Origin of the sequence: Acinetobacter sp. YH12235 (assembly GCF_013417705.1) — a bacterium.
Classification (GTDB): Bacteria; Pseudomonadota; Gammaproteobacteria; order Pseudomonadales; family Moraxellaceae; genus Acinetobacter.
The window spans coordinates 94,704-120,386 of record NZ_VPDL01000006.1 but is presented as its reverse complement, the minus strand read 5'-3'; the positions used below and the strand labels follow the sequence as shown (position 1 = coordinate 120,386).

Below are 25,683 nucleotides of genomic sequence, written 5' to 3'. Positions count from 1 at the left end.
CTCAAGGATTATTTAGAATACAATTCTACAATCAAGCTTTCGTTGATTTCAGCAGGTAAATCAGAACGATCCGGTGCAGCTTTGAACGTACCTTCTAGTTTAGAATGATCTACTTCCATCCAAGAAGGAATGCCACGTTGAGCAGCTAATTCAATTGCGTTTTTGATACGTAATTGTTGTTTAGCGCCTTCGTGAACTGCAATCACGTCACCAGCTTTAACTTGGATAGACGCGATGTTAACGCGGCGGCCATTTAAAGTGATTGAACGGTGAGATACTAACTGACGAGCTTCTGCACGTGTAGAACCAAAACCCATGCGATAAACAACGTTATCAAGACGGCTTTCGAGCAATTTCAACAGGTTTTCACCAGTTGCGCCTTTAACACGAGCAGCTTCTTTGTAGTAGTTACTAAATTGACGCTCTAAAACACCGTACATACGACGTACTTTTTGTTTTTCACGTAATTGTAGTGAGTACTCAGATTGTTTACCGCCACGAGCTCCACCATGTTGACCAGGAGCTTTAGCGTGTTTTTTAGTTTTGACGTCAAATGGTTTAACGCCAGATTTTAATTGCAGGTCTGTCCCTTCGCGGCGAGAGAGTTTGCATTTTGGACCAATATAACGAGCCATGAATGTTTCTCCTTACACGCGACGTTTTTTAGGTGGACGGCAACCGTTGTGAGGGATTGGAGTCACATCGGTAATGCTGTTAATTTTATAACCCACTGCACCTAATGCACGAACCGCAGACTCACGACCTGGACCAGGACCTTTCACAAGGACGTCCAAGTTTTTCAAACCGTAATCTAAAGCAGCTTTACCAGCAACTTCAGCAGCTACCTGAGCAGCAAACGGAGTTGATTTACGTGATCCACGGAAGCCTTGTCCACCTGAAGTGGCCCAAGCCAGTGCATTACCTTGACGATCGGTAATAGTCACAATGGTGTTATTAAAAGAAGCGTGAATGTGTGCAACACCTTCAGAGACGGTACGAGTGACCTTCTTGCGTGTGCGAGTATCTTTAGCCATCTTTTAGCTTCCAGAAATCTTATTTCTTAATTGGTTTGCGCGGACCTTTACGGGTACGTGCGTTAGTTTTGGTGCGTTGACCACGGACAGGCAAGCTGCGACGATGACGAAGACCGCGGTAGCAGCCTAAATCCATTAAACGTTTAATGTTCATGGAAATTTCGCGACGTAAATCACCTTCGGTCGGAACCTTGGCAATTTCTGCACGAATCGCATCAAGCTGAGCGTCATCTAATTCACGGATCTTAGTAGTAGTTGGGATACCCGCAGCAGCTAAGATTGACTTAGCAGTGTGGCGACCAATACCAAAGATGTACGTTAGAGAGATAACAGCATGCTTGTTATCCGGAATGTTTACACCGGCAATACGAGCCATTCAATTTTCTCCAAAAAGGCAGTAGAGATAATCAACCGCCCCACAAAAATCTTGAGGGGCGGATAATAACCCAATTCGCCTACTGAAATCAACAGGTCTTGATCAGATTAACCTTGACGCTGCTTATGACGAGGTTCTGCGCTACAAATTACGCGGATAACCCCATTACGACGGATAACTTTACAGCTACCACAAATTTTCTTTACAGAAGCTTGTACTTTCATGATGAAACCTCTAAGTGCGCTTATCCCTTAGGATGAGCAGTCGTTTTTCTCATTAACGTTTGATTGTCATACTGGTGCGAGGTGAGATGTGCTTGAAGCTGAGCCATAAAGTCCATCACCACCACTACCACGATCAGCAACGATGTTCCACCCAAGCTAAATGGAATACCAAAAGAGCTTTGCAGAATCATCGGCATTAAACAGATGACAGTGATGTATATCGCGCCAATAAAGGTCAAACGATTGAGAATATGATCTAAGTAACGAGCAGTTTGCTCACCTGGACGAATACCAGGCACGTAAGCTCCGCTGCGTTTCAAGTTCTCTGACACTTCTTTAGGACTAAATACCAGTGCTGTATAGAAGTAACAGAAAAAGATAATTAACGCACCAAAGAGCACCAAATACAACGGCTGACCAGGCGATAACACCAATGCCAAGTCTTGTAGACTACGCTTGATAATTCCTGCACTTGGATCCGAACTACCAACCCATTGACCTAAGCTCGCTGGGAACAAAAGTAAAGAGCTGGCAAAAATTGCCGGAATTACACCCGCCATATTAATTTTTAATGGCAAGTGCGTTTGCTGTGCAGTAAATACACGACGTCCCTGCTGCTTTTGAGCATAGTTCACCGGAATACGACGTTGCGCCTTCTCGATAAACACAATCGCTGCAAGTACAGCAATCGATAACAGACCAAAAATTGCTAATCCAATTAGACTAGACTGGCCATTATCAACTGAAGTTAGAGACTGCATAACTAAAGTCGGCAATCCTGCAACGATACCTGCGAAGATGATCATGGAAATACCATTGCCCACCCCACGCTCGGTAATCTGTTCACCCAGCCACATCAAGAACATGGTCCCCGCAACCAAAGAGGTCACCGCAGGAACATAAAAAGCCAGACCAGAGGTCAGGGTAATTCCCTGGCTGATCAGGCCAGCACACATACCAATTGCTTGCACAAGTGCAAGGAACAGCGTGCCTTGTCGTGTGTATTGGTTAATCTTACGTTTGCCCTGCTCGCCTTCTTTTTTCAAAGCTTCGAGCGATGGAACCACTGTAGACATTAACTGCACAATAATCGATGCAGAGATGTATGGCATAATCCCTAAAGCAAGAATCGACATTCGCTCTAATGCACCACCCGAAAACATGTTAAACAAACCAAGGATGGTACCTTGGTTTGCATTAAACAGATTTTCTAGCGCGGCATTATTAATCCCTGGTACTGGAATATGCGCTCCTAGTCGAAACACCAACAACGCACCAATGAGAAACATCATTCGACGAATAATTTCACGGTATTTCACATGAAATGGTTGGCCTTTCATCATGTTGACATGACCTGAAGAACTAGGAGTCATAGACACTGGGGATTACTCCTCGACTTTACCGCCAGCAGCTTCAACAGCAGCTTTAGCGCCTTTAGTCAATGCAACACCTTGTACAGTGAATGCACGAGTAATTTCACCAGAAAGTACGATACGAGCACGAGTCATGTCTTTACGTACAACGTTCGCAGCTTTTAAAGTTTCAAGAGACACGATGTCGCCTTCAACTTTAGCAAGCTCAGATAAACGTACTTCAGCAGTTTTCAAAGCCAATTGGCTAGTGAAACCGAATTTAGGCAAACGACGATAAAGTGCAGTTTGACCACCTTCGAAACCTGGACGAGTACCACCGCTCTTACGTGAGTTTTGACCTTTGATACCACGACCACCAGTCTTACCAACGCCAGAACCGATACCACGACCTAGACGAAGGTTGTCACGCTTAGCACCTTCTGCAGGTGCAATTGTATTTAAACGCAGAGTCATGGCTTATTCCTCTACACTAACCATATAGTAGACTTGGTTGATCATACCACGGTTAGAAGGCGTATCTTGCACTTCTACAGTATGACCAATACGACGCAGACCTAAACCTTTCAGGCTCAGCTTGTGATTTTTCAAGCGGTGCGATGCAGATTTAGTCTGGGTAACTTTAATCGTTTTCATGATTGATTACCCTTGAATTTGTTCTACTGTTAAACCACGTTTCGCAGCAACTTTCTCAGGAGAAGTCATATCACGCAAACCATTAAAAGTCGCGTTTACTACGTTAGCAGCGTTTGTAGAGCCATAACATTTAGTTAATACGTTACGTACGCCAACAGCTTCTAAAACTGCACGCATCGCGCCACCAGCAATTACACCAGTACCTTCAGAAGCAGGTTGCATGTAAACGCGGCTTGCACCGTGACGAGCATTGATAGGGTGCTGAACAGTACCATCAACAAGGTCAACAGTAATCATGTTACGACGAGCAGCTTCAAGTGCTTTAGAAATAGCAGCTGGAACTTCACGCGCTTTACCACGACCAAAACCTACGCGACCATTACCATCACCCACAACAGTTAATGCTGTGAAAGAGAAGATACGACCACCCTTAACAACTTTGGCTACACGATCAACGGCAACCAGCTTTTCAACAAGACCTTCGTTTTGTTCAACTTTAGCCATGATTAGAACTCCAAGCCGTTTTCACGGGCAGCATCAGCCAAGGCTTTGATACGACCATGATATTTGAAACCAGAACGGTCAAATGCAACTTTAGTAACACCAGCTGCTTTAGCGCGTTCTGCGATTAAAGCACCTACTTTTTGAGCTGCTTCAACGTTACCAGTAGTACCCGCACGTAAAGTAGCGTCTAGAGTAGAAGCTTGCGCTAATACTTTGCCACCATCTGCTGAGATAACTTGAGCATAGATGTGACGCGGAGTGCGGTTTACACACAAACGAGTCGCACCCAATGCACGGATGTGCAAGCGTGTGCTTTTCGCACGACGCAAACGGGATTGTTTCTTTTCGTTCATAAGAACCTCGCGCCTTATTTCTTCTTAGCTTCTTTACGAAGTACAACTTCGTCAGAATAACGAACACCTTTACCTTTATAAGGCTCTGGTGGACGGTAACCACGGATATCTGCAGCGACTTGACCTAGAACTGCTTTATCAGCAGATTTAAGTACGATTTCAGTTGCAGTTGGAGTTTCAGCAGTTACACCTTCAGGAAGCGTATAGTCGATCGGGTGAGAGAAACCAAGGTTAAGGTTAACAACGTTACCTTTAACCGCAGCTTTATAACCAACACCGATAAGTTGTAACTTACGTTCGAAACCTTCGCTTACACCTTTTACAAGGTTGTTAAGCACAGCGCGAGCAGTACCAGCTTGCATCCAAGCGTCTTTAGATTCAGCTTTAGGAGCAATAACTAGAGTACCGTCTTCCTGTTTTAGCTCGACCAGCGCATGCAGGTTGAAAGACAATGTACCTTTGCTGCCTTTCACTTCGACCTGCCGGCCGTTCTGAGTAACTGTTACACCGTTAGGTACAGTTACTGGGGCTTTAGCCACACGAGACATGAGGAATCACCTATTAAGAAACAAAAGCAATAACTTCACCACCAACGCCTGCAGCACGTGCAGCGCGATCAGTCATGATGCCTTTGCTTGTAGAAACAATTGCAATACCTAAACCTTGCTTAACGCTTGGAAGTGCATCTTTACCGCGATACTGACGTAGACCTGGACGGCTTACGCGTTTCACAGTTTCGATAACTGGCTTGCCTTCAAAATATTTTAAAGTCAAAGTAAGAGTTGCTTTGCCTTCAACTTCAGCAACTTCTACGTTTGAAATATAACCTTCTTGTTGAAGTACGTTAGCAATCGCAACTTTCAACTTAGAATTAGGCATAGAAACAGTTTGTTTCTTTGCCATTTGTGCGTTACGAACACGTGTTAGCATGTCGGCAACGGTATCTTGCATACTCATTTATAGTGCTCCTTACCAGCTTGCCTTAACAACGCCAGGTACATCACCTTGCATTACTTTATCGCGTACCATGTTACGGCTTAAGCCGAACTTACGGAAGTAACCATGAGGACGACCAGTTAAACCACAACGGTTACGTAGACGTACTGGAGATGCATTACGTGGTAATGCCTGTAATTTCATCATCGCATCGAAACGTTCTTCATCTGAAGCATTTACGTTTGCAATAATTGCTTTTAATTCAGCACGTTTTGCAGCGTATTTAGCAACAGTAGCTTCGCGTTTCAATTCGCGATTAATCATACTTTTCTTAGCCATTTCGACCTCTTATTTGAACGGGAAGCCGAATGCACGCATTAGCGCACGGCCTTCGTCATCGGTGCGAGCAGTCGTAGTGATGGTAATGTCCATACCACGAATACGGTCAATCTTGTCAAAATCGATCTCAGGGAACATGATCTGTTCTTTAAGACCCATTGAGTAGTTACCACGACCATCAAATGATTTCGCAGAGAAACCACGGAAGTCACGGATACGAGGAATCGCAATCGAGATCAGACGGTCTAAGAATTCGTACATACGTTCGCCGCGTAAAGTAACTTTACAACCAATCGGCCAACCATCACGGATTTTGAAACCAGCGATAGATTTACGAGCTAACGTAAGAACTGGTTTTTGACCAGCGATAGCTTGCATATCAGAAAGAGCACCATCAAGGAGTTTCTTGTCAGCAGAAGCTGCACCAACACCCATGTTGATAGTGATTTTAGTGATGCGAGGGATCTCCATCACATTCTTAATTCCCAATTGTTCTTTTAATTGAGCTTTAAGTTCGTCGTTGTAACGTGCTTTAAGTCTGGCCATTGCCTTTTTCAACCTATTACTTCGCTACCGCCACTGATTCACCATTAGATTTGAATACGCGAGTTTTCACGCCGTCAATCGTTTGGTAACCAACACGGTCAGCCTTTTGGGTTGTAGCATTAAAAATTGCCACGTTTGAAATGTGAAGCGAAGCTTCTTGAGTTACGATGCCGCCTTCAGCGCCAGTAACACGGTTCGGCTTTTGATGCTTCTTCACCAAGTTAAGGCCTTCAACCTTAACGCGGTCATTAGAAACAGACAGAACAGTACCCTGTTTGCCTTTTTCTTTACCTGCGATCACAATTACTTGATCGCCTTTTTTAATCTTAGCCATGATCGCCTCTTATAGAACTTCAGGAGCCAATGAAATAATTTTCATGAACTGTTCAGTACGAAGTTCACGAGTCACTGGTCCGAAAATACGAGTTGCAATCGGCGCTTTGTTGTTGTTCAAAATAACAGCAGCGTTATCGTCGAAACGAATCACTGAACCGTCTGGACGACGGATACCGAATTTTGTACGTACAACTACTGCATTCATCACGTCACCTTTTTTAACACGTGCGCGTGGAATTGCTTCTTTTACAGTAACTTTAATAATGTCGCCAACAGAAGCATAACGACGATGTGAACCACCAAGTACTTTAATACATTGTACGCGGCGAGCACCACTGTTGTCTGCTACGTCGAGCATAGTTTCGGTCTGAATCATTGCCCTACTCCAAAACCGAGCATCACCGGTCACAATTTCGAAAGGCTCAAAGAGTACTCGAAATTGACCGATGATGCAACAAGAACGTTAATTACTCAGCAGCTGCTTCAACAACTTCAACTAAAGTCCATGACTTAGTTTTAGACATTGGGCGGCTTTCTTTAATGGTTACAACGTCGCCAACTTTAGCTGTGTTGTTCTCATCATGAGCATGTAATTTTGTTGAACGGCGGATTGATTTGCCATACAACGGGTGTTGAACACGGCGTTCGATAAGAACAACGATAGATTTTTCCATCTTGTCGCTTACTACTTTGCCTGTTAACGTGCGGACTGTATTTTCACTCATTGTCCGTTCCCCTGTTTTTCGGTAAGGAGGGTCTTGATACGAGCAATAGTCTTGCGAGTCAATTGCACTTCGTGCGATTTACCCAATTGACCAGTTGCTTTCGCCATACGAAGACGGAATTGGTTTAGCTGTTGCTCATCAAGCAAAGCTGTCAACTCTTCTACCGACTTTTCACGTAGATCTTTAGTTTTCATTACATTACCGTCCGAGTCACGATAGTGGTTTTAAACGGAAGTTTAGCAGCAGCAAGCGTGAACGCTTCGCGAGCTAGGTCTTCGTTAACACCATCAATTTCGTACAAGACTTTACCTGGTTTGATTTGGCAAACCCAGTATTCCACAGAACCTTTACCTTTACCCATACGCACTTCAAGTGGTTTAGAAGTAATTGGCTTGTCCGGGAATACACGGATAAAGATTTTACCACCACGTTTAATACGACGGCTAATTGTACGACGCGCTGCTTCAATTTGACGTGCAGTCATTTGACCACGTTCGATTGATTTAAGTGCGATAGTACCAAAAGATACTGAGCTACCGCGGTGAGCTAGACCAGTGTTACGGCCTTTTTGCACCTTACGGAATTTAGTACGTTTAGGTTGCAACATGGATTATTCTCCTTTTTCAGCAGAACGATCATTGCGACGACCACGACGCTCTTGACCTTCACCACGACCGCGACCGCGTTTAGCTGGACGTTCTTCAGCTGGAGCTGGGTTCATGACTTGTTTCATGCCACCCAAGATCTCGCCACGGAAGATCCAAACTTTAACACCAATCGTACCGTAAGTAGTCTCAGCACGCATAGTCGCGTAGTCGATATCTGCACGAAGAGTATGTAGAGGTACACGACCTTCACGATACCATTCAGTACGAGCAATCTCAGCACCACCTAAACGGCCTGAAACTTCTACTTTGATACCTTTCGCACCAGCACGCATAGTGTTTTGAACCGCACGCTTCATAGCACGACGGAACATTACACGTTTTTCCAATTGAGAAGCGATAGCTTCAGCAACTAGACGCGCGTCTAAGTCTGGACGATCAATTTCGTTGATACTTACTTGCGCAGGAACACCCATAATAGATGTTAATTCGCGTTGTAATTTCTCAATGTCTTCGCCTTTTTTACCGATTACGATACCAGGACGAGCAGTGCTAATAGTTACTTTAGCAGCGCCTGTTGGACGTTCGATAAGAATATTGCTGATCATTGCATTCTTAAGTTTTTTAGTTAAAAACTCACGAACTTGCAAATCTTTAAGCAAGTATTCAGCGTATTGTTTCGGACTCGCATACCAGTTAGCGTTATGACGTTTCACAACACCTAGGCGGATACCGATTGGATGAACCTTCTGACCCATATCAAACCCCTACCTTAACGGTGATGTGACAAGTACGCTTAGTAATACGATCTGCACGGCCTTTAGCACGTGGCATAATACGTTTCAGGCTCATGCCTTCATCAACGTAGATCGTAGAAACTTTAAGGTCGTCTACATCTAAACTGTTATTATGTTCAGCGTTTGCAATTGCAGATTCCAACGCTTTCTTAACCAATACTGCAGCTTTTTTGTTGCTGAAGTTTAAGATGTTAAGAGCGTGCGCAACAGATTTGCCGCGGATAAGATCTGCAACCAAACGAGCTTTTTGTGCCGAGATAGCGGCACCGCGTAATTTAGCAGTTACTTCCATCATAGCACCTATTAACGTTTAGATTTCTTGTCAACACCGTGACCACGGTAGGTACGAGTCGGTGCAAATTCACCAAGCTTGTGTCCAACCATATGTTCAGAGATGATCACTGGAACATGGTTACGGCCATTGTGTACAGAAATTGTTAAACCAACAAAATCCGGGAGGATCATCGAACGACGCGACCAAGTTTTGATCGGCTTACGGTTATTAGCCGCGATAGCCGCTTCAACCTTAGCGAACAAGTGCGCATCGACGAATGGGCCTTTTTTCAGAGAACGAGGCATTGTCAGATTCCTTTACTTGTTACTTAACGCGACGGTCGCGAATAATCATCTTAGTCGTACGCTTGTTGGTACGTGTTTTGTACCCTTTAGCTTTTTGACCCCATGGGCTTACAGGTTGAATACCTTTGTTACGCCCTTCACCACCACCGTGTGGGTGATCAACTGGGTTCATCGCCATACCACGAACGGTAGGACGAACACCACGCCAGCGTGATGCACCAGCTTTACCTAGTGAGCGAAGGTTGCTTTCTGAGTTAGATACTTCACCTAACACAGCGCGGCATTCAACATGAATTTTACGCATCTCGCCTGAACGAAGACGAACGATAGCGTAGGAACCGTCACGACCCAACAACTGAACAGAAGTACCAGCTGAACGAGCTAACTGCGCGCCTTTACCGATTTTAAGTTCGATGTTGTGAAGAGTAGAACCGATAGGCATGTTGCGAAGTGGCAAGCAGTTACCTGGACGGATTGGAGCATCGTTACCAGATTGAACTGAATCACCAGCGCGTAAACCTTTAGGCGCGATGATGTAGCGACGTTCACCGTCAGCATACTTCAACAACGCAATGTGCGCAGTACGGTTTGGATCGTATTCAATACGCTCAACTACAGCTGGGATGCCGTCTTTGTTACGTTTGAAGTCGATTAAACGGTAGTGTTGTTTGTGACCGCCACCAACGTGACGAGTCGTAATGTGACCGTTGTTATTACGGCCGCCAGTACGTTTTTTAGCTTCAACTAGTGGAGCATAAGGCGCGCCTTTGTGAAGGTGATCATGAACCACTTTCTCTACAAAGCGACGTCCTGGAGACGTTGGCTTACATTTTTGAATAGGCATAGTTTTCGTCCTTATTCCGCTGCGCTTTCAGCGGCATCGCCCAAGTCAGCCATTTCAACATCTTGGCCAGCTTTCAGGGTGACGTATGCTTTTTTAACATCAGAACGACGTCCTAATGTTTTACCAAAGCGTTTAGTTTTACCTTTAGTGATCGTAGTGTTAACTTTAACAACTTCTACACCAAACAATTGTTCCACTGCTTTTTTGATTTCAAGCTTGTTTGCATCAAGTGCAACTTTGAATACTTGAACACCAGCAGTTTCACCTAAAACTTGTGCTTTTTCTGAGAAAACAGGTCCTTGCAGGACTTGATATAAACGTTCGTTGTTCATCCGAGTTCTACCTCAATTTTCTTAGCAGCAGCTACAGACATAACAACTTTATCGAACGCGATCAAGCTAACAGGATCGATTGCAGTCGCATCAACCACATCAACGTGTGGAAGGTTACGAGCAGCTAGATACAAGTTCTCATCAACAGCATCAGTAACGATCAATGCACGAGTAGCATTCAAGTCGTTAAGTTTTGCAAGCAATTCTTTAGTTTTTGGAGCTGCAACAGCAAACTCTTCAACTAGAACTAAGCGATCTTGACGAACAAGTTCAGCCAGGATGCATTGCATAGCACCGCGGTACATTTTACGGTTTACTTTTTGAGACCAGTCTTGTGGACGAGCAGCAAAAGTTTTACCACCGCCAACCCAGATTGGGCTACGAATAGAACCAGCACGAGCGCGGCCAGTACCTTTTTGACGGAATGGTTTTTTACCACCGCCAGAAACGTCTGCACGTGATTTCTGAGCTTTAGAACCTTGACGACCACCAGCTAAGTAAGCTGTAACAACTTGGTGTACAAGAGCTTCATTAAATTCACGACCGAACGCAACTTCTGATAATTCAACAGCAGAGCCGGAAACAGTATTTAAATTCACGTTATTTCCCCTCAGGCCTTGATCGTAGGACGAACAGTTACGTCGCCACCAGTAGCGCCAGGAATCGCACCTTTAACTACTAGAACTGAACGTTCTGCGTCGATAGATACAATTTCAAGACCCTGTACAGTTACGCGTTCAGCACCTAAATGGCCAGCCATTTTTTTGCCTTTGAACACGCGACCAGGAGTCTGGTTTTGACCTGTAGAACCTAGAACACGGTGAGAAACAGAGTTACCGTGAGTAGCGTCTTGAGTACGGAAGTTCCAACGCTTAACACCACCTTGGAAACCTTTACCTTTAGACTGACCAGTTACGTCAACAATTTGACCCACTGTGAACAGATCTACACCGATAGTAGCGCCAACTTCACGACCTTCAAGCTCAGCTTCTGAAACGCGGAATTCTTGAACCAGACGACCAGCAGCAACACCAGCTTTCGCGAAGTGACCTTTCTGAGCGTTAGTTACGCGAGATTCGCGACGTTCACCAGTAGTGATTTGAATCGCTTGATAACCATCAGTTTCAAGCGTTTTGATTTGAGTGATGCGGTTAGGATCAACCTCAATCACTGTAACAGGCACAGAAACACCAGCATCTGTAAAGATACGTGTCATACCGCACTTGCGACCGACTAAACCAATAGCCATGTGCATAAACCTCTAAAAAAGCGGCCTAATTAACTTAGAGCGTTAATTAACCCGAAAGCCTTAACCCAATGCGATCTGAACATCAACACCAGCTGCAAGATCTAACTTCATCAATGCATCTACAGTTTTGTCTGTAGGTTGAACGATGTCGATCAAACGTTTGTAAGTGCGGATCTCGTATTGGTCACGCGCATCTTTGTTAACGTGTGGTGATGTTAAAACGTTAAAACGTTCAATGCGTGTAGGCATTGGAATTGGACCACAAACTTGTGCGCCAGTACGTTTTGCTGTTTCTACGATTTCTTGAGCTGATTGATCAATAAGACGGTGATCAAAAGACTTAAGACGGATACGAATTCTCTGGTTAGACATACCAGTTAACTCCAAGCCAAATATATAAAGAATCACTCTTGACGCATCTCACCCCACTATTTTAAGGCAAGTGTCAAGAGCAGTGAAATATCACTAAGGTCGTGATCGATGCCACGACTGTAACGATAGTTAACTACTTTCTTCGCAGTTAACCCCCTTCCTCTCGAAGGGTCGCTTATTATAGCCATTGTTTATTGCATAAGCAAATCCCTTTTACGGTTTTTCTTGCTGTATTTCAATTTATTCGGGAAATCAATTGTTTATTTTTTACTCACTAGGCTGTTTTTTCCAAAACATACTGAATAGCTTGATTTAGTATTTGATTTCCTTGGATAAAATTATTTTTGGTTGTTCTTTTCAGTTGTTGGATGTTCTGTACATATTTTCCAGAAAATTGTGAAATTTCTTCTTCATTTTCCAAAAACAGCTTTAAAGTTTCCGGGGTGATTTCCGGATGAAACTGGAACCCCAAGACATTCTTGCCGAGTTGATACATCTGATTACGACAGGCTTCATTTTCTGCCAGATGAATTGCCCCTTTAGGTAGTTCAAAGGTTTCACTATGCCACTGCATAATTTCAAACTGTTCAGGTAAAATAAAACAATCCTCGGGTACATGCGCGACTTTGCGTACCGTGGTCCAGCCTAACTCCTGCTCCTGGTTACGGCTGACGGCCGCACCCAAGGCATTGGCAATCAGCTGCCCACCTAAACATAGGCCAATCGCCGGTTTGCCTTGAGAAAGATAACGGCGTAACCAGCGTTTTTCGATCTTGAGCCATGGATAATTTGCCTCATCATTGACACTCATGGTGCCTCCCATGATGATCAGCAAATCAACTTCTTCAACTGCTGGTAAAGCTTCTATATCGAGTGGACGATCGACGGGTAAAGCAAAGAATTCAGTCGCAGTAATTTGCGCCTGATGCTGCTTTAAAAAATCAATACAACTACCAAAACCCTCGCCAGCAATATGCTGAAAATAATGTACTTTTAACTGCGACTTCATGCGCCTAAACCTTTTGTTGTAGCTCTCTGATTTTAGGTTTTGCAAAAATGAAGCCAACTTTTTAGCAATGTCAATTTTTTCAACATTTCACAACATAACTGGCAGCAATAATGAGATTCTCTTAAGCTAAAGCAATATTTGATTACATTTAAGAGCATTCACGTGAAAAAAAATCCTCAAACAGCGCTGATTCATGCACCACGAAAGGCCCCGCAATATATTTCCAGTATTCAACCTCCCCTGTTTCGTGCATCCACCATCATCTTTAACAATACTGATGCCCTATTTAATCGCCACTGGACTGATGACTATGACTATAGCTATGGCACGCATGGTACACCGACGACATTTACCTTAGGCGATAGCATTGCCCAGATCGAAGGCGGTCAATATTGCTTGCTGGCACCGAGTGGTTTATCCGCGATTAATCTCGTGAATTCTTGTTTTTTAAGCCAGGGCGATGAAGTGTGGGTTGCAGATAATATCTATAGTCCAAACATGGAACATCTACGCAATCTGGAAACCCGCTATGGTATTCAGGTCAAAGTCTATAATGCGATAGACACGGATACTTTTCAGCCCTCGGAAAAAGCCAAACTGCTTTGGCTGGAAGCGGCGGGTTCCGTGACTTTAGAATTTCCTGATTTGAGTCGCTTGGTCAAGAAGGCTCAAGCCAACAATATCCTCACTGCGCTGGACAATACTTGGGGCGCAGGTCTCGCCTTTAATGCATTTGATTTTGGTGAGGATCATTTAAGTGTCGATATGACCGTGCATGCCCTGACTAAATATCCAAGTGGTGGCGGTGATATTCTGATGGGTTCAGTGGTTACCCGCGATAAAGAATTACATCACAAATTGTTCCGTGCCCATGCCATTCAGGGTATTTCAGTATCAGGTGATGATGTCGCTCAGGTACAACGTAGTCTGGCTTCAATGCAACTCCGATATGAACATCAATCACAAAGCTGCTTAACCTTATTAGACTGGCTCAAACAACAACCAGAATTTGTTCAGGTCTTACATCCGGCTGATACTGACAATGCTGGCCATAAAAACTGGAAAGAAATTTGCAAGCAAGGACACAGTGCCGGAGTGGTCAGCGTAATTTTTGACAATAACTACAAGTTGCAAGATATTCGCAATTTCTGTGACAGCTTAAAACTGTTTAAGCTTGGCTTTAGCTGGGGTGGTCCTGTCAGTCTGGTCATGCTATATAACTTAAAAGAAATGCGTGTGCTTGAACATTCACATTTGAAGGAGGGTTTTCTGGTTCGTTTCTGTATTGGTCTGGAACATCCGGAAGATCTGATTGAAGATATTCAGCATGCACTACAAGAAATGAAAAAACTTAAAAATGAATAAATAACAACAGGAAAATTTATGGGTACACCAATCATTATTGCAAAAAAAACCAGTGATACTACGCAAGATATTGTACTGCACTCACAGCTTGCCAACCGTCACGGACTGATTGCCGGCGCGACCGGAACCGGCAAAACGGTAACCTTGAAAGTTTTGGCAGAAAACTTTTCTCGCATTGGTGTACCCGTGTTCCTTGCCGATGCCAAAGGCGATGTTTCCAGCCTGGCCAAGCCAGGCGAAAGTAATCCTAAGTTTGATGAACGTATTAAAAGTCTGAATATTGATTCGATTCCTTTTGAAGCTTCGCCGGTCGTATTCTGGGATCTGTTTGGTGAACAAGGCCATCCGGTCCGTACTACGATTTCTGAAATTGGGCCACTCTTGCTTGCCCGCATCCTGAACCTGAATGACACGCAAGAAGGTGTTCTCTCGGCAGTCTTCCGGATTGCCGACGATCAGGGCTTGTTACTGATCGATTTTAAAGACCTGAAAGCCATGCTCAGCTATGTCAGCGAACATGCTGCAGACTTTAAAGCGGAATATGGCAATCTCTCCCCCGCCAGCCTCGGTGCGATTCAACGCAATTTATTGGCACTTGCAGATCAAGGCGGGGATAAATTCTTTGGCGAGCCAGCACTCGACCTGATGGATTTCCTGCAAACGGATAGCCAAGGCCGCGGCAATATCAATTTGCTGGCTGCCGACAAGCTGATGAATACACCGAAGTTGTACGCCACTTTCCTGCTATGGATGCTGTCAGAGTTATTTGAACAGTTACCAGAAGTGGGTGATCTGGACAAACCGAAACTGGTGTTCTTCTTTGATGAAGCCCACCTACTCTTTGATAATGCCAGCCCTGCCCTGCAAGAAAAAATTGAGCAGGTGGTGCGTCTAATTCGCTCGAAAGGTGTAGGGATTTATTTTGTCACGCAAAATCCGTTGGACTTACCTGAAAGTGTCTTAGGCCAGCTCGGCAATCGGGTTCAACATGCTTTGCGGGCTTTCACTCCCAAAGATCAAAAAGCAGTGAAAACCGCAGCAGAGACTTTCCGAGCCAATCCTGAATTTAAAGTCGATCAGGTGATTACCGAACTTGCTGTCGGTGAAGCCCTAATTAGCTGCCTGGATGAAAAAGGCATTCCGCAAATAGTAGAGCGTGGCTGGGTCATGCCGCCGCATTCATCCTTTACACCGATCTCGCTTGAAGAACGCAAGGCTCTCATGCAGCAAAGTATTGTCGCCGGTATTTATGAGCAGCCAGTCGATCGGGATAGCGCCCATGAAATGCTGCAAAACAAGGTCGCAGAACGCCAGCAACAGGCTCAGGCCGCCGAACTTGCCAAACAGCAAAGCAAGGAACAGGAAGCTCTTGCCAAGCAGCAAATTAAAGAACAGGAACGTCTGGCACGAGAACAGCAAAAAGAAGCTGAACGCGCAGCCAAGCAACGAGAAAAACTGACTCAGGATATTGTCGGCACCTTTGCCAAAAGTGCAGCACGTAGTCTAGGTGGTAGTACCGGACAGAAAATTGTGCGTGGTCTATTAGGTTCCCTCTTCGGGCGCAAATAACCTTCCTTTCTCCGATCGAAAACATCATTTTTATGGGATATTTTTATATCCCATAATTTTTTTATGGTTTTATGCTTTTACTATATTGTAAAAGCATTTTATAAGATGTATTCTAAATACATCTTATAAATAACAGCCATGAGAGATCAGCTATGACTCCACAGCAAATTGACCTTGTAAAAGCCACTGTTCCTGTACTTCGTGAAAATGGGGTTGCCCTGACCGGTTATTTCTATAACCGCATGCTAGGCAATAATCCTGATTTGAAAGAAACCTTTAACATGGGACATCAACGCAGTGGAGCTCAAGCACAAGCCTTGGCAGGTGCGGTTCTGGCTTATGCTGAAAATATCGAAGATCCATCTGTGCTGTTACCCGTGGTTGAGCTGATCGCACATAAACACGTGAGCTTAAACATTAAGGCACCGGATTACGGTATTGTTGGGGAAAACCTGTTGCATTCGATCAGTGAAGTGCTGAACATTTCGATGGATGATCCATTGATTGATGCTTGGGCTGCAGCGTACGGTCAACTGGCGGATCTGTTCATTGCAACTGAAAAAGCGATTTACGACCAGCATGAACAGACTAAAGGCAGCTGGTTAGGCTGGCGCAACTTCAAGATTGCCAAGAAAGTCGTGGAAAGTGACGAAATCACTTCTTTCTACCTGGCTCCAGTCGACGGCGGTCCATTACCGAAATATGAAGCTGGCCAATATATCTCTGTACGTGTGTTTGTACCTGAGTTAAATCTGAGACAACCACGCCAATATACCCTGTCGACTTGCCCACAAGCAGACTACCTGCGTATCTCGGTGAAACGTGAAGACCAGAAAGGCGACATGGTTCCAGGTTGGGTATCGAATACTTTACATAGCCTTCCAGAAGGTTCAGAAATTGAAGTCTCTGCACCGACAGGTAACTTCTACCTGATTGATCCGAATAAACGTAATGTGTTCATCAGTGGCGGTGTAGGTCTAACTCCAATGGTGGCCATGCTAAACCAGCTGGTGACTCTGGACATGCCACAACCTGTGACTTTCATCCATGCCTGCCGTAGCAAACAGGTTCATGCGATGAAACAGCATATTCATGACCTGAAAGCCAAATATCCACGTTTAAGCACAATGACTGCTTATGAATTCCCGCACCCAAGCGATAAACTGGGCGAGGATTATGATGTTGCCGGTCGACTGGACTTAAGCACTGTAGATAGCGCATTATTACCAGCCAATGCAGACTACTATCTCTGTGGCCCAATGCCATTTATGGCTGAACAGCAAAAGGCGCTTGTCGCTCGCGGAATTCCTGCTGAGAACATTCATAGCGAAGCCTTTGGCACAGGTGGTGTACGCCACTAACTGCTTCTTCAGCTTAAAATAAAAACAGAGGGTTAGCCTGGTATGCTAGACTAACCCTAATTTTTTTCATCAAAAACATCAGTATTATCATGCAACTGAATAAATTTACTGACTATGCGCTGCGCATACTGATGTATGTTGCACAACCCCGCGATCTGCCTTATACGATTGCCGAGCTGGCGGAGCGCTTACAGATTTCACAGAACCATGCCATGAAAATTGCCTACTTTATGGCGAAACAGGACTGGCTCATTACCTCTCGCGGTAAAGGCGGTGGAATCCGTCTTAATCCGGCTGCCCTGAAAGTTCAGCTAGGACAGATTGTGCGTATTCTGCAACGTGACAACCAGATTGTGGAATGTAATGATCCACCCTGTGTATTACGTACCAATTGCGGATTAAAAGGCATTCTGGATCAGGCGGTGGAGCAGTTCTACACCAGTCTCGATCAATATATTCTGGGTGATGTCGTTGAACCGACCAAGGAACATTTTAGTATCCAGTCACCAATTAGCCTGATCAATCTCTAATACCCTTATTCTATTGGGCAATTCTAAAGTTCGCTTGCCCGCCCGACTTCCTTTATAATAGCTTCTTGTATAATTAGTCATTGAAGTTGAGCCATGCATCACAGCAGAGGAAAGTCGAAAAACAGTAAGGCATCAAATGCCCCAAAGCAAAAGATCAGCTATGAAAAAAAGGTCGATCCAGCCATTACTGAATATTCGGTACAAGCCCTCAACTGGTTACGCAAAGCTGAGTTCCTGATGAGTGCACCCAAGCTCAGCTTGTGTGTAGAAGATACCGGTTATGAGGTGGCTTTTGCTGGCCGTTCCAATGCGGGTAAATCGAGTGCCATCAATGCCCTGACCAATCAGAAACAGTTGGCCCGTGCGTCCAAAAAACCAGGCCGTACCCAGATGATCAACTTCTTTAGCCTTGGCAATCCGGATCAGCGTCTGGTCGATTTACCGGGTTATGGCTATGCAGCGGTCCCAGAAGCCATGAAAATTGTCTGGCAGAAAGAACTGGAAAACTATCTGATTCACCGCAAGAGCCTGCAAGGTCTGGTGTTGCTGATGGATATCCGTCATCCGCTACAACACTTTGATGTGATGATGCTGGAATGGGCCTATTCACGTAAATTATTCGTACATGTGCTGCTGACCAAAGCCGACAAGCTGAACCGTGGCCCTGCTTCGAAAGCGCTACAAGAAGTGAAAGCCAAACTGAAAAAGATGAAGCTGGATTTCTCGATTCAACTGTTTTCTTCTCTAAACAAGCAAGGTCTGGAAGAACTGGCCAGTGTGATGGGCGGGCGTTTGAACTTCACTTTGAATCAAGCACCTGAATTTGATCTGGACAGCATTCCTGAAGCTTCAATGCATGATTTAAACGAAGCTGATGAACCAATTGAATTATTAGAAGATGAAGATGAGACCAACAGCGCTCATGAAGTCAGTGCCAGTGAACTGAATGATCTGGACGCGCCTGTGGAAGTCGATCCAACAAAGATTGTCGAACAGGATCCACAAAAATAAGCCGAATGTGTTTCATCGGATAAAAGAATGTCCCGTATTGCCTGCTGCAATTCGGGATATTTTTTTCATACTGTCTTGATCAAGCAGTGATGGATTCACACCATGTCTTTACTTTCGCGCTTCAAAACAACAAGAATTGGCTCTTCCATTTCCTATTTTATCCAGCCTCGCAAAGTCAGCTTTGAATGGCAAGACACTCCAGTCGACTGGATTCCTGATCAGCCCTTTGCCAGTTACTTCGTCAATGAAATTAACAATATTCTGCCCGCGGGTGAACTCTGGTTCTGCCGTTTATATAACAAAGTCCTCCCCCAGATCACTGACGAAAAATTAAAGCATGATGTGCAGGCATTTATCCGTCAGGAAGCCATGCATGCCCAAGCGCATAATTCGGCCAATAAAGAATATTTATCTGAACGTCAGATTGATATCCAGCGCAATCTGCACATCATGCATTTCCTATTTAACAAGCTGCTCGCCGATCAGCCATTCGGTCTCAAAATTCCTAAAATCTTAGAACACCAATGGGATCTGTTCCGTCTCGGTATCATTGCGACGATAGAACACATGACCTGTGTCCTAGGTAAATACGCACTCTACAATACTGAATGGGAACGTCTGGGTGCTGATCCGAATATGCTGGATCTGGTGAAATGGCATGGTGCTGAAGAAATTGAACATCGTAGTGTGGCTTTTGATTTATATCGTCACCTAGGTGGCGGCTATATTGCCCGTTATTATCTAAGTGTGGTGGTCATTATTGGTGTAATTGGCCTTTGGGTGGATGGTGCTGCACATCTGTTATCGCAGGATTCACGTTTCAAGCAGTATAAGCCAGCCGTATATAAACCCTGGATCTGGAAAGAATGGTTGCGTATTTCCCAGTCAGATAACCGCCTTCTGCCTAACCCGCTGTGGTTAGTATCCCAACAGCTCGGTTATTTAATGCCTTGGTATGATCCGGTGCATGAAGGCAGTACCGATGATGCGCTGCATTATCTCAACCATTCACAGGCAGCCAAACGCGCTACTCTCAAAGTCGCTTAAGCTTGCCTGTTATTACAATTTCTAACAGCAGGGATCGCTTCCCTGCTTTTTATTTGTCCTAAGATAGAAATATAACAATCATAATCAGGAGGGACTTATGCAAGCACGGATTTCTGTGATTACCCTCGGTGTGCTCGATCTGGAAGCTTCACTACGCTTTTACCGTGATGGACTGGGTTTTCCCAGTGAAGGAATTATGGGTGAAGAGTTTGAATATGGCGCGGTGGCTTTTATTCAATTACAACCTGGTCTTAAGCTTGCCTTATGGCCAGAGCGTAGTATCCAGCAAGATACCGGTCTGGAGCCAAGCCCAATCTGTCCGACGCAAATGACTCTGGGGCATAATGTCTATAGTCCCTTAGAAGTCGACCAGGCAATGGCACAGGCTGAACGTGCCGGCGCTAAAATTATTAAACCTGCACACACGACTTTTTATGGCGGATATGCAGGTTATTTTCAGGATCCCAATGGTCATCTCTGGGAAATTGTCTGGAATCCGGACTTAGATAAAGCTGAATTAGACAAAGATTAAACCGGCACTTCAGGCTCGCGGGTATGTCGATCTACCACCACACTAATCATCATATCGCCCTGTACATTCACTACTGTACGTACCGTATCGAGTAGACGGTCAATCGGAAGTAAAATCGCAATCGCTTCAGCAGGTAAACCCACTGATTGCAGTACCATGATCATAGTGACCATGCCAGCGCTTGGAATGCCTGGTGCACCTAGGGACGCAATCATTGCCGTGGCACAAACCACCAGCTGCTGACCTAAGGTTAAATCCAGTCCCATCAAATTGGCAATAAACAAAGCTGCTGCAGCTTCATAAAGTGCCGTTCCATCCATATTCAGCTGCGTGCCAAGAGGAATCACAAAACCAGCTGTTTGCGGACGTACGCCCAGATTTTCCTGCGCGCATTTTAAAGAAATCGGCATGGTTGCCGAACTGGAGCTGGTGGCAAAGGCAGTAATTAATGCACTACGGGTGCCTTTAAAAAAGGTCAGCGGATTCATTTTTCCGAAGATCCATAGCAATAACGGCAACACCACTATTCCGTGGAAAATTGTAGTGCCTGTCACCACTGCCGCAAACTCGGCCAGACGGCTCAGCACTGAAATATCTTCAGTGGCAATTAACTTGGCGAGTAATGCAAAAATCCCAATCGGTGCCAGTTTCATGATCCAGCCAATCATCAACATCATGATGTCAAAAAACTGGTGACTCAGCTTACGCACAGTACGGAAGCTGTCTCCACCTGCGACCAGCGCCACACCGATAAACAGAGCAAAAATCACAACAGCCAAAACATTGCCATCAGCAAAGGCTTTAAAGGGATTGATCAGGGTATTCTGAATAAAATTGGTAAAGAAAGACGACGGCGTTAAAGTATCAGGAGTCTGATGCTGAGCCATAGCATCCTGAAACATCACCACATCCACACCTCTCCCCACATTAAACAGATGCGCACAGGTTAGCCCTAAAATCAGTGCCAATGAGGTGGTGGTCACACAGCACAGCAAAGTAATTTTCCAGGTTCGACTCAGCTGTCCCCCCGCCTGCAGATTAGACACCCCAACTACGATTGAGGTAAAAATCAGGGGAATCAAAATCATTTTCAGCAGACCAATAAAAAGGCTACTGGCAATTCCGATCCCGTACAGGCCGATATCAAAAAATGTGCTTTGCGGAAATAAAGTCAGTAAAAATCCAAACAGTACCCCCAATACGGCGGCAATTAAAATCTGCGTATTTAAGCTCATTTTACATGCATTTTTAATATTGATCTTAAAGGCACTATGCCATGCAAGTACTGGAGAATCGAGTAATTTTTTATAAAGAGCCGTGTTTAAAAATGTATAAAGCCGGATCTGGGATCCGGCTTTATTTAAATTAAAAGTATGCTTTATTGAGTTTCAATTTCACGTAAACGGATCAGGCCTTCTTGTGTGGTACTGCAGACCAGCTCACCATTTTGCCACATGCGGCCAAAGTTCAGACCACGTGAACTGGCACTTTGAGTAGCATCCATGTCGTATAACATCCATTCATCTACCCGGAATGGTTTATGGAAATACATGGCATGGTCAATACTGGCACATTGCAAGCTTGGAGACAGATAACTTAAACCATGCGGACGTAGCGCCGTGGTCATTAGGGTAAAGTCCGAATAGAAAGCAGCAATCGCCTGATGCAAGGAAATTTCATCCACTTCTGTAGCGATCTTTCCATGAGTACGGATATAGTGCGCATAATTTGGCGCTTCCGGTTGCGGCTGGAATGGATTCACTGGCATTACAGGGCGAATTTCGACATGACGGTCACGCATGAAAGACGCACGCACATTTTCCGGAATAAATTCAATAATCTGCCGGGTGAGCTCTGCTTCATTTTTCAGGCTTTCTGCTGGTGGATACTCAGGTTCTGAAATCTGATAGTTCAGACCTTCTTCCTGATGCGCAAAGGAAACCATACACATGAAAATGGTACGGCCATGCTGAATGGCGCGAACCTGACGGCTGACGAAACTTTTACCATCACGGATACGGTCCACTTCATAAATGATCGGTGCATTGACATCGCCACCAAACAGGAAATAGGCATGCAGTGAATGCGCAGGACGATCTGTGGTATAAGAGGCAGCACGTAGGGCCTGTCCCAGAACCTGCCCACCAAATACGCGCTTGCCTACCAGATTACGGCTAATTCCCCGGAAAATATTTTCTTCTAACTTTTCTAAACTGAGCAGCTCGACCAGTTCCTGTGTTAAGGCATTCATAAGCAACCTGTGTGATATTGGCAAGATCCAGAAGTGTAGAAATAAATCTATACAATTTATTCTGAATATTCTGCCATAAAATCCAAGCAATCTTCTAAAGATTGATTGACTGTTCTGTCAACTGATCTTGCAACTTACTAGGAAAAACATCTGCTTTCGCGCTAAAATTGAACCACTTCGATTGAATTTGTCAGAAAATGACATATTGTTTGTTTTTATAATCAATCAAAATAAATTCCCTCAGAAATTCTGTAGTTTTGGTCAGTAAAATTAGGAGTAACTATGTCCAAGAGTGGCTTTGGTCAAATGTATCGCAAGCTTTCAAGTAAGCTACTTGATCTTGTGGTCACCCCGCATGTTCTTGGGGAAGTACCAAGTGAAGTGACAACTCCTACTGCTGACCAGACTCCGGCAGCACAGCAGAAAATCGTCTGCTATATCTTGCAGAATCATTCACGCAGTAATGCATTGGTGGTCGATGCGGAAACTCGCCGTTTAAACATGCCGCCCGCGCTTGACCCTCTACAGATTGGTGACAGCAAGGAAAAGGCTTCGGTGCTGTTCCTGCAGCATCATGATGAGAATAATCTGCTTAGCTCACCACCACATGCTTTTCCTCCGCGCCTGTTACGCCTGATTGAAGTCCTAGAAAAAAATCCCGAACTGGATGTGGAACTGGTACCGGTGACTGTACTTTGGGGTCGTGATCCTGAAAAAGAAGATTCTTGGTTCAAGCTTTTATTTACCGATACCTGGTCTACGCCAAGCCGGGTCAAACAGCTGGTCAATATCGGTCTGCATGGTCGCCAGTCTTATCTGGAGTTTCATGAGCCACAATCTTTGCGCGCCCTCATGGAATTTGCCAAAGAAACTTATCCAAATTCAGCGCCAGCGACCTATATTGTCAGCCGTCTGAATGACTATTTGGATGCACAGCGTGAAGTGATCCTCGGCCCTGACCTGTCAGACCGCCGTAATGTGATGCATGGCCTGATTAAATCTCCGGATGTACAGGCGGCTATTCGTAATGAAAGCATCCGCAGCAAAATCAGCATGCTGGAAGCAGAACGTCGTGCGATTGGCTATCTGAATGAAATTGTATCGGACTACTCTCACTCTACCGTACGTTTCGCCGATAAAGCCCTGACCCGTTTATGGACCCAGCTCTATGACGGCGTGGAAGTACATAATTTCAGTACCGTGCGTGAACTGGCCAAAGATTACGAAATTGTCTATACGCCATGTCACCGCAGTCATATCGATTATTTGTTATTGTCTTATGTGATTTATCGTCGTGGTCTGATGGTGCCTTATATTGCGGCAGGTGATAACCTGAACATGCCATTTGTGGGTCAGATCTTACGGGGTGGCGGTGCTTTCTTTATCCGTCGTACCTTCCGCGGTAATGCACTCTATACCACCGTATTTAAAGAATATCTGTATAGCGTGCTGTCGCGTAATACCCCACTGGAATACTTTATCGAAGGTGGCCGTTCACGTACTGGTCGTCTGCTGCCACCAAAAACCGGCATGCTGGCGATGACCGTACATGGTCATTTACGTGGCAAAGCTAAGCCAATTGTCTTTGTTCCGACTTATATCGGCTATGAACGCCTGATGGAAGGTGGTACTTATGTCGGTGAGATGAATGGCAAGCCGAAAGAAGCAGAATCTATTTTTGGCATCCTGAAAACCTTGCGCAAAATTGAACGTATTTTTGGCAAGGTCCATCTGAACTTCGGTGAACCGGTATTTCTGGATGACATCCTGAAACAGCATGGTGCAGAACATATCAAAATTGAAAAGAATGATGATCCGATTCCGCAGCCAGTATCCGACGCAGTCAACAGTTCTGCCCAAGCCATTCTGGAAAATATCAACCGTGCAGTCGTGGTGAATCCGGTTTCACTGCTGTCACTTATTTTATTGGCAACACCGAAACATACGCTGGACGAAGAAATCTGTATCAAGCAGCTGGATACCTACCGTAATCTGCTGGTGGCTTTACCTTATGATGAGCGTATGCAAATTACCTCACTTTCAGGTAAAGAGATTATTGCCTATGCAATGAAGCTCAAGCTGATTAAACGGGTGAAACACGTTCTGGGCGATATCATTGCCATTGAAGATAATCAGGCCGTATTGCTGACTTATTTCCGTAATAACATCGTGCATAGCTTTGTATTGCCGTCCCTGATTGCGGCACTGGTAGAACACAATGGCATGATTCGCCGTGAAGATGCGATCAACGCTAGCAGTACACTCTATCCATTCCTGAAAGCTGAGCTATTCCTGAAATGGAAAGAAGACGAAATTCAGCAACATGTTGATGCTTATATCGATGCTTTACTTGCAACCAATCTGATCAGTGCAGATGGTGAAAATCTGGTAGCGCCAGCACCGAATACTGAAGCGCATCACCAGCTTGAAGTTCTGGCTGCTCCAGTAACCCAAAGTCTGGAACGCTATTACATGACACTGGCTTTGATCACCCAGCGTGGCCCAGGCAATATTTCAACCCGTCAGGTGGAAGAGCTGAGTCATCTGGTGGGGCAACGTCTTTCTGTACTGTATGAATTCAACTCGCCAGAATTCTTTGACAAGGCCTTGTTCCAAAGCTTTATCAAAGTTCTGACGCAAAAAGGCTATATTTGTACCAACGAAGACAATGCCATTGTCTATGATGAGCAGCTGACCAATGTTGCGCAGTATGCAGATCTGGTACTGGATGAAGTGAAGCTGCAAATGCTGCATCACATCACCTCCTTTACCGATGAAGAGTTGAAAGAAGCACTAGATGCGGTTGCGGCTGAACAAGCCAAGAAACGTGCGAAACGCAAGAAAAAGTAAA

The 25,683-nt window shown here is 44.8% G+C and carries 37 protein-coding genes; 8 read left to right on the top strand and 29 right to left on the bottom strand.

All coding sequences use genetic code 11. The annotated features are described in order from the left end of the window. Positions 1-8: 8 nt before the first annotated feature. The 27 genes from rpsD to FTV13_RS04880 form a co-directional block, all read right to left on the bottom strand. The gene (gene rpsD / locus FTV13_RS05010) at positions 9-635 is read right to left on the bottom strand and encodes a 30S ribosomal protein S4 (RefSeq protein WP_004786890.1); all 627 of its coding nucleotides are present in this window, start codon (positions 633-635) and stop codon (positions 9-11) included. Between the two features lie 12 nt (positions 636-647). Continuing rightward, a complete protein-coding gene (rpsK, locus tag FTV13_RS05005; RefSeq protein WP_001040166.1) occupies positions 648-1,034 on the bottom strand; it encodes a 30S ribosomal protein S11 in 387 nt (128 codons plus the stop codon). A gap of 19 nt (positions 1,035-1,053) precedes the next feature. Then, entirely contained in the window at positions 1,054-1,410 is a 357-nt protein-coding gene (gene rpsM, locus FTV13_RS05000; protein ID WP_004786893.1) for a 30S ribosomal protein S13, read from the bottom strand. Between the two features lie 107 nt (positions 1,411-1,517). After that, on the bottom strand, positions 1,518-1,634 hold the full coding sequence (gene rpmJ, locus FTV13_RS04995; protein ID WP_000867907.1) for a 50S ribosomal protein L36: 117 nt from the start codon (positions 1,632-1,634) through the stop codon (positions 1,518-1,520). Positions 1,635-1,654: 20 nt separating this feature from the next. Then, positions 1,655-2,974, bottom strand: a complete 1,320-nt coding sequence (gene secY / locus FTV13_RS04990; RefSeq protein WP_171505548.1) for a preprotein translocase subunit SecY — start codon at positions 2,972-2,974, stop codon at positions 1,655-1,657. A gap of 45 nt (positions 2,975-3,019) precedes the next feature. Beyond that, entirely contained in the window at positions 3,020-3,460 is a 441-nt protein-coding gene (gene rplO, locus FTV13_RS04985) for a 50S ribosomal protein L15 (protein ID WP_004786897.1), read from the bottom strand. 3 nt (positions 3,461-3,463) lie between these two features. After that, positions 3,464-3,640: a 50S ribosomal protein L30 gene (gene rpmD / locus FTV13_RS04980; protein ID WP_004786899.1), complete on the bottom strand. Its 177-nt coding sequence runs from the start codon at positions 3,638-3,640 to the stop codon at positions 3,464-3,466. 6 nt (positions 3,641-3,646) lie between these two features. Continuing rightward, positions 3,647-4,144, bottom strand: a complete 498-nt coding sequence (rpsE, locus tag FTV13_RS04975; protein ID WP_004786901.1) for a 30S ribosomal protein S5 — start codon at positions 4,142-4,144, stop codon at positions 3,647-3,649. 2 nt (positions 4,145-4,146) lie between these two features. Next, positions 4,147-4,497, bottom strand: a complete 351-nt coding sequence (rplR, locus tag FTV13_RS04970) for a 50S ribosomal protein L18 (RefSeq protein WP_004281497.1) — start codon at positions 4,495-4,497, stop codon at positions 4,147-4,149. A 14-nt stretch (positions 4,498-4,511) separates the two neighbouring features. After that, positions 4,512-5,045 (bottom strand): 50S ribosomal protein L6, encoded by a 534-nt coding sequence (rplF, locus tag FTV13_RS04965; protein ID WP_004786903.1) that lies wholly within the window; start codon positions 5,043-5,045, stop codon positions 4,512-4,514. 13 nt (positions 5,046-5,058) lie between these two features. After that, the gene (gene rpsH, locus FTV13_RS04960) at positions 5,059-5,454 is read right to left on the bottom strand and encodes a 30S ribosomal protein S8 (RefSeq protein ID WP_004786905.1); all 396 of its coding nucleotides are present in this window, start codon (positions 5,452-5,454) and stop codon (positions 5,059-5,061) included. Between the two features lie 12 nt (positions 5,455-5,466). Continuing rightward, complete coding sequence (gene rpsN / locus FTV13_RS04955; protein WP_004786907.1) at positions 5,467-5,772, bottom strand: 30S ribosomal protein S14; 306 nt, start codon at positions 5,770-5,772, stop codon at positions 5,467-5,469. Between the two features lie 9 nt (positions 5,773-5,781). Next, positions 5,782-6,318, bottom strand: a complete 537-nt coding sequence (gene rplE, locus FTV13_RS04950) for a 50S ribosomal protein L5 (protein ID WP_004786908.1) — start codon at positions 6,316-6,318, stop codon at positions 5,782-5,784. A 16-nt stretch (positions 6,319-6,334) separates the two neighbouring features. Next, on the bottom strand, positions 6,335-6,652 hold the full coding sequence (rplX, locus tag FTV13_RS04945; RefSeq protein WP_004786911.1) for a 50S ribosomal protein L24: 318 nt from the start codon (positions 6,650-6,652) through the stop codon (positions 6,335-6,337). A gap of 9 nt (positions 6,653-6,661) precedes the next feature. Beyond that, positions 6,662-7,030: a 50S ribosomal protein L14 gene (gene rplN / locus FTV13_RS04940; protein ID WP_001982634.1), complete on the bottom strand. Its 369-nt coding sequence runs from the start codon at positions 7,028-7,030 to the stop codon at positions 6,662-6,664. A gap of 91 nt (positions 7,031-7,121) precedes the next feature. Further along, positions 7,122-7,379 carry a 30S ribosomal protein S17 gene (gene rpsQ / locus FTV13_RS04935; RefSeq protein ID WP_004786913.1) on the bottom strand — a complete coding sequence of 86 codons (258 nt, stop codon included), beginning with the start codon at positions 7,377-7,379 and terminating at the stop codon, positions 7,122-7,124. Continuing rightward, positions 7,376-7,573: a 50S ribosomal protein L29 gene (gene rpmC / locus FTV13_RS04930; protein WP_004786915.1), complete on the bottom strand. Its 198-nt coding sequence runs from the start codon at positions 7,571-7,573 to the stop codon at positions 7,376-7,378. Before rpmC ends, rpsQ begins: the two co-directional genes overlap by 4 nt. Beyond that, complete coding sequence (gene rplP / locus FTV13_RS04925; protein ID WP_004786917.1) at positions 7,573-7,986, bottom strand: 50S ribosomal protein L16; 414 nt, start codon at positions 7,984-7,986, stop codon at positions 7,573-7,575. Before rplP ends, rpmC begins: the two co-directional genes overlap by 1 nt. 3 nt (positions 7,987-7,989) lie before the next feature. Then, positions 7,990-8,742 (bottom strand): 30S ribosomal protein S3, encoded by a 753-nt coding sequence (rpsC, locus tag FTV13_RS04920; RefSeq protein WP_004786918.1) that lies wholly within the window; start codon positions 8,740-8,742, stop codon positions 7,990-7,992. 1 nt (position 8,743) lies between these two features. Then, complete coding sequence (rplV, locus tag FTV13_RS04915) at positions 8,744-9,073, bottom strand: 50S ribosomal protein L22 (protein WP_001982638.1); 330 nt, start codon at positions 9,071-9,073, stop codon at positions 8,744-8,746. Between the two features lie 11 nt (positions 9,074-9,084). Then, positions 9,085-9,360 carry a 30S ribosomal protein S19 gene (gene rpsS / locus FTV13_RS04910; RefSeq protein WP_004673001.1) on the bottom strand — a complete coding sequence of 92 codons (276 nt, stop codon included), beginning with the start codon at positions 9,358-9,360 and terminating at the stop codon, positions 9,085-9,087. A 19-nt stretch (positions 9,361-9,379) separates the two neighbouring features. Continuing rightward, a complete protein-coding gene (gene rplB / locus FTV13_RS04905) occupies positions 9,380-10,204 on the bottom strand; it encodes a 50S ribosomal protein L2 (RefSeq protein WP_005233738.1) in 825 nt (274 codons plus the stop codon). An 11-nt stretch (positions 10,205-10,215) separates the two neighbouring features. Then, positions 10,216-10,536, bottom strand: coding sequence for a 50S ribosomal protein L23 (rplW, locus tag FTV13_RS04900; RefSeq protein ID WP_004786923.1), 321 nt, complete (start codon positions 10,534-10,536; stop codon positions 10,216-10,218). Then, positions 10,533-11,135, bottom strand: a complete 603-nt coding sequence (gene rplD / locus FTV13_RS04895; RefSeq protein ID WP_004786925.1) for a 50S ribosomal protein L4 — start codon at positions 11,133-11,135, stop codon at positions 10,533-10,535. The genes rplW and rplD overlap by 4 nt, the downstream gene beginning before the upstream one ends. An 11-nt stretch (positions 11,136-11,146) precedes the next feature. Then, entirely contained in the window at positions 11,147-11,785 is a 639-nt protein-coding gene (gene rplC / locus FTV13_RS04890) for a 50S ribosomal protein L3 (protein ID WP_005233737.1), read from the bottom strand. Positions 11,786-11,845: 60 nt separating this feature from the next. Further along, on the bottom strand, positions 11,846-12,157 hold the full coding sequence (rpsJ, locus tag FTV13_RS04885; RefSeq protein WP_000070912.1) for a 30S ribosomal protein S10: 312 nt from the start codon (positions 12,155-12,157) through the stop codon (positions 11,846-11,848). A 274-nt stretch (positions 12,158-12,431) separates the two neighbouring features. Further along, positions 12,432-13,166, bottom strand: a complete 735-nt coding sequence (locus FTV13_RS04880) for a type 1 glutamine amidotransferase (RefSeq protein ID WP_180011199.1) — start codon at positions 13,164-13,166, stop codon at positions 12,432-12,434. Positions 13,167-13,328: 162 nt separating this feature from the next. On the opposite strand from FTV13_RS04880, the gene FTV13_RS04875 reads away from it, so the two are divergent. From FTV13_RS04875 to FTV13_RS04845, 7 genes are all read left to right on the top strand, one after another. After that, positions 13,329-14,531: a PLP-dependent transferase gene (locus FTV13_RS04875; RefSeq protein WP_180011197.1), complete on the top strand. Its 1,203-nt coding sequence runs from the start codon at positions 13,329-13,331 to the stop codon at positions 14,529-14,531. Between the two features lie 18 nt (positions 14,532-14,549). Continuing rightward, on the top strand, positions 14,550-16,100 hold the full coding sequence (locus FTV13_RS04870; protein ID WP_180011195.1) for a helicase HerA-like domain-containing protein: 1,551 nt from the start codon (positions 14,550-14,552) through the stop codon (positions 16,098-16,100). A 152-nt stretch (positions 16,101-16,252) separates the two neighbouring features. Then, positions 16,253-17,461 carry an NO-inducible flavohemoprotein gene (gene hmpA, locus FTV13_RS04865; protein ID WP_004786935.1) on the top strand — a complete coding sequence of 403 codons (1,209 nt, stop codon included), beginning with the start codon at positions 16,253-16,255 and terminating at the stop codon, positions 17,459-17,461. Positions 17,462-17,550: 89 nt separating this feature from the next. Continuing rightward, a complete protein-coding gene (locus FTV13_RS04860) occupies positions 17,551-17,991 on the top strand; it encodes an Rrf2 family transcriptional regulator (protein WP_004786937.1) in 441 nt (146 codons plus the stop codon). 93 nt (positions 17,992-18,084) lie between these two features. Then, complete coding sequence (yihA, locus tag FTV13_RS04855; protein WP_125278969.1) at positions 18,085-19,002, top strand: ribosome biogenesis GTP-binding protein YihA/YsxC; 918 nt, start codon at positions 18,085-18,087, stop codon at positions 19,000-19,002. A 102-nt stretch (positions 19,003-19,104) separates the two neighbouring features. Next, positions 19,105-20,049, top strand: coding sequence for a metal-dependent hydrolase (locus FTV13_RS04850; protein WP_180011193.1), 945 nt, complete (start codon positions 19,105-19,107; stop codon positions 20,047-20,049). Positions 20,050-20,146: 97 nt separating this feature from the next. Beyond that, a complete protein-coding gene (locus tag FTV13_RS04845) occupies positions 20,147-20,581 on the top strand; it encodes a VOC family protein (protein WP_180011190.1) in 435 nt (144 codons plus the stop codon). On the opposite strand, the gene FTV13_RS04840 is transcribed toward FTV13_RS04845, so the two are convergent. Together FTV13_RS04840 and FTV13_RS04835 are read right to left on the bottom strand one after the other, a co-directional pair. Beyond that, positions 20,578-21,816 (bottom strand): dicarboxylate/amino acid:cation symporter, encoded by a 1,239-nt coding sequence (locus tag FTV13_RS04840; protein ID WP_180011188.1) that lies wholly within the window; start codon positions 21,814-21,816, stop codon positions 20,578-20,580. The genes FTV13_RS04845 and FTV13_RS04840 overlap by 4 nt on opposite strands. Before the next feature lie 143 nt (positions 21,817-21,959). Beyond that, a complete protein-coding gene (locus tag FTV13_RS04835; protein WP_166135531.1) occupies positions 21,960-22,832 on the bottom strand; it encodes an acyl-CoA thioesterase II in 873 nt (290 codons plus the stop codon). Between the two features lie 282 nt (positions 22,833-23,114). Here FTV13_RS04835 and plsB point away from each other — a divergent pair, with 282 nt between their 5' ends. Continuing rightward, the gene (plsB, locus tag FTV13_RS04830; RefSeq protein ID WP_166135528.1) at positions 23,115-25,682 is read left to right on the top strand and encodes a glycerol-3-phosphate 1-O-acyltransferase PlsB; all 2,568 of its coding nucleotides are present in this window, start codon (positions 23,115-23,117) and stop codon (positions 25,680-25,682) included. The last annotated feature ends 1 nt before the right edge of the window (position 25,683 follow it).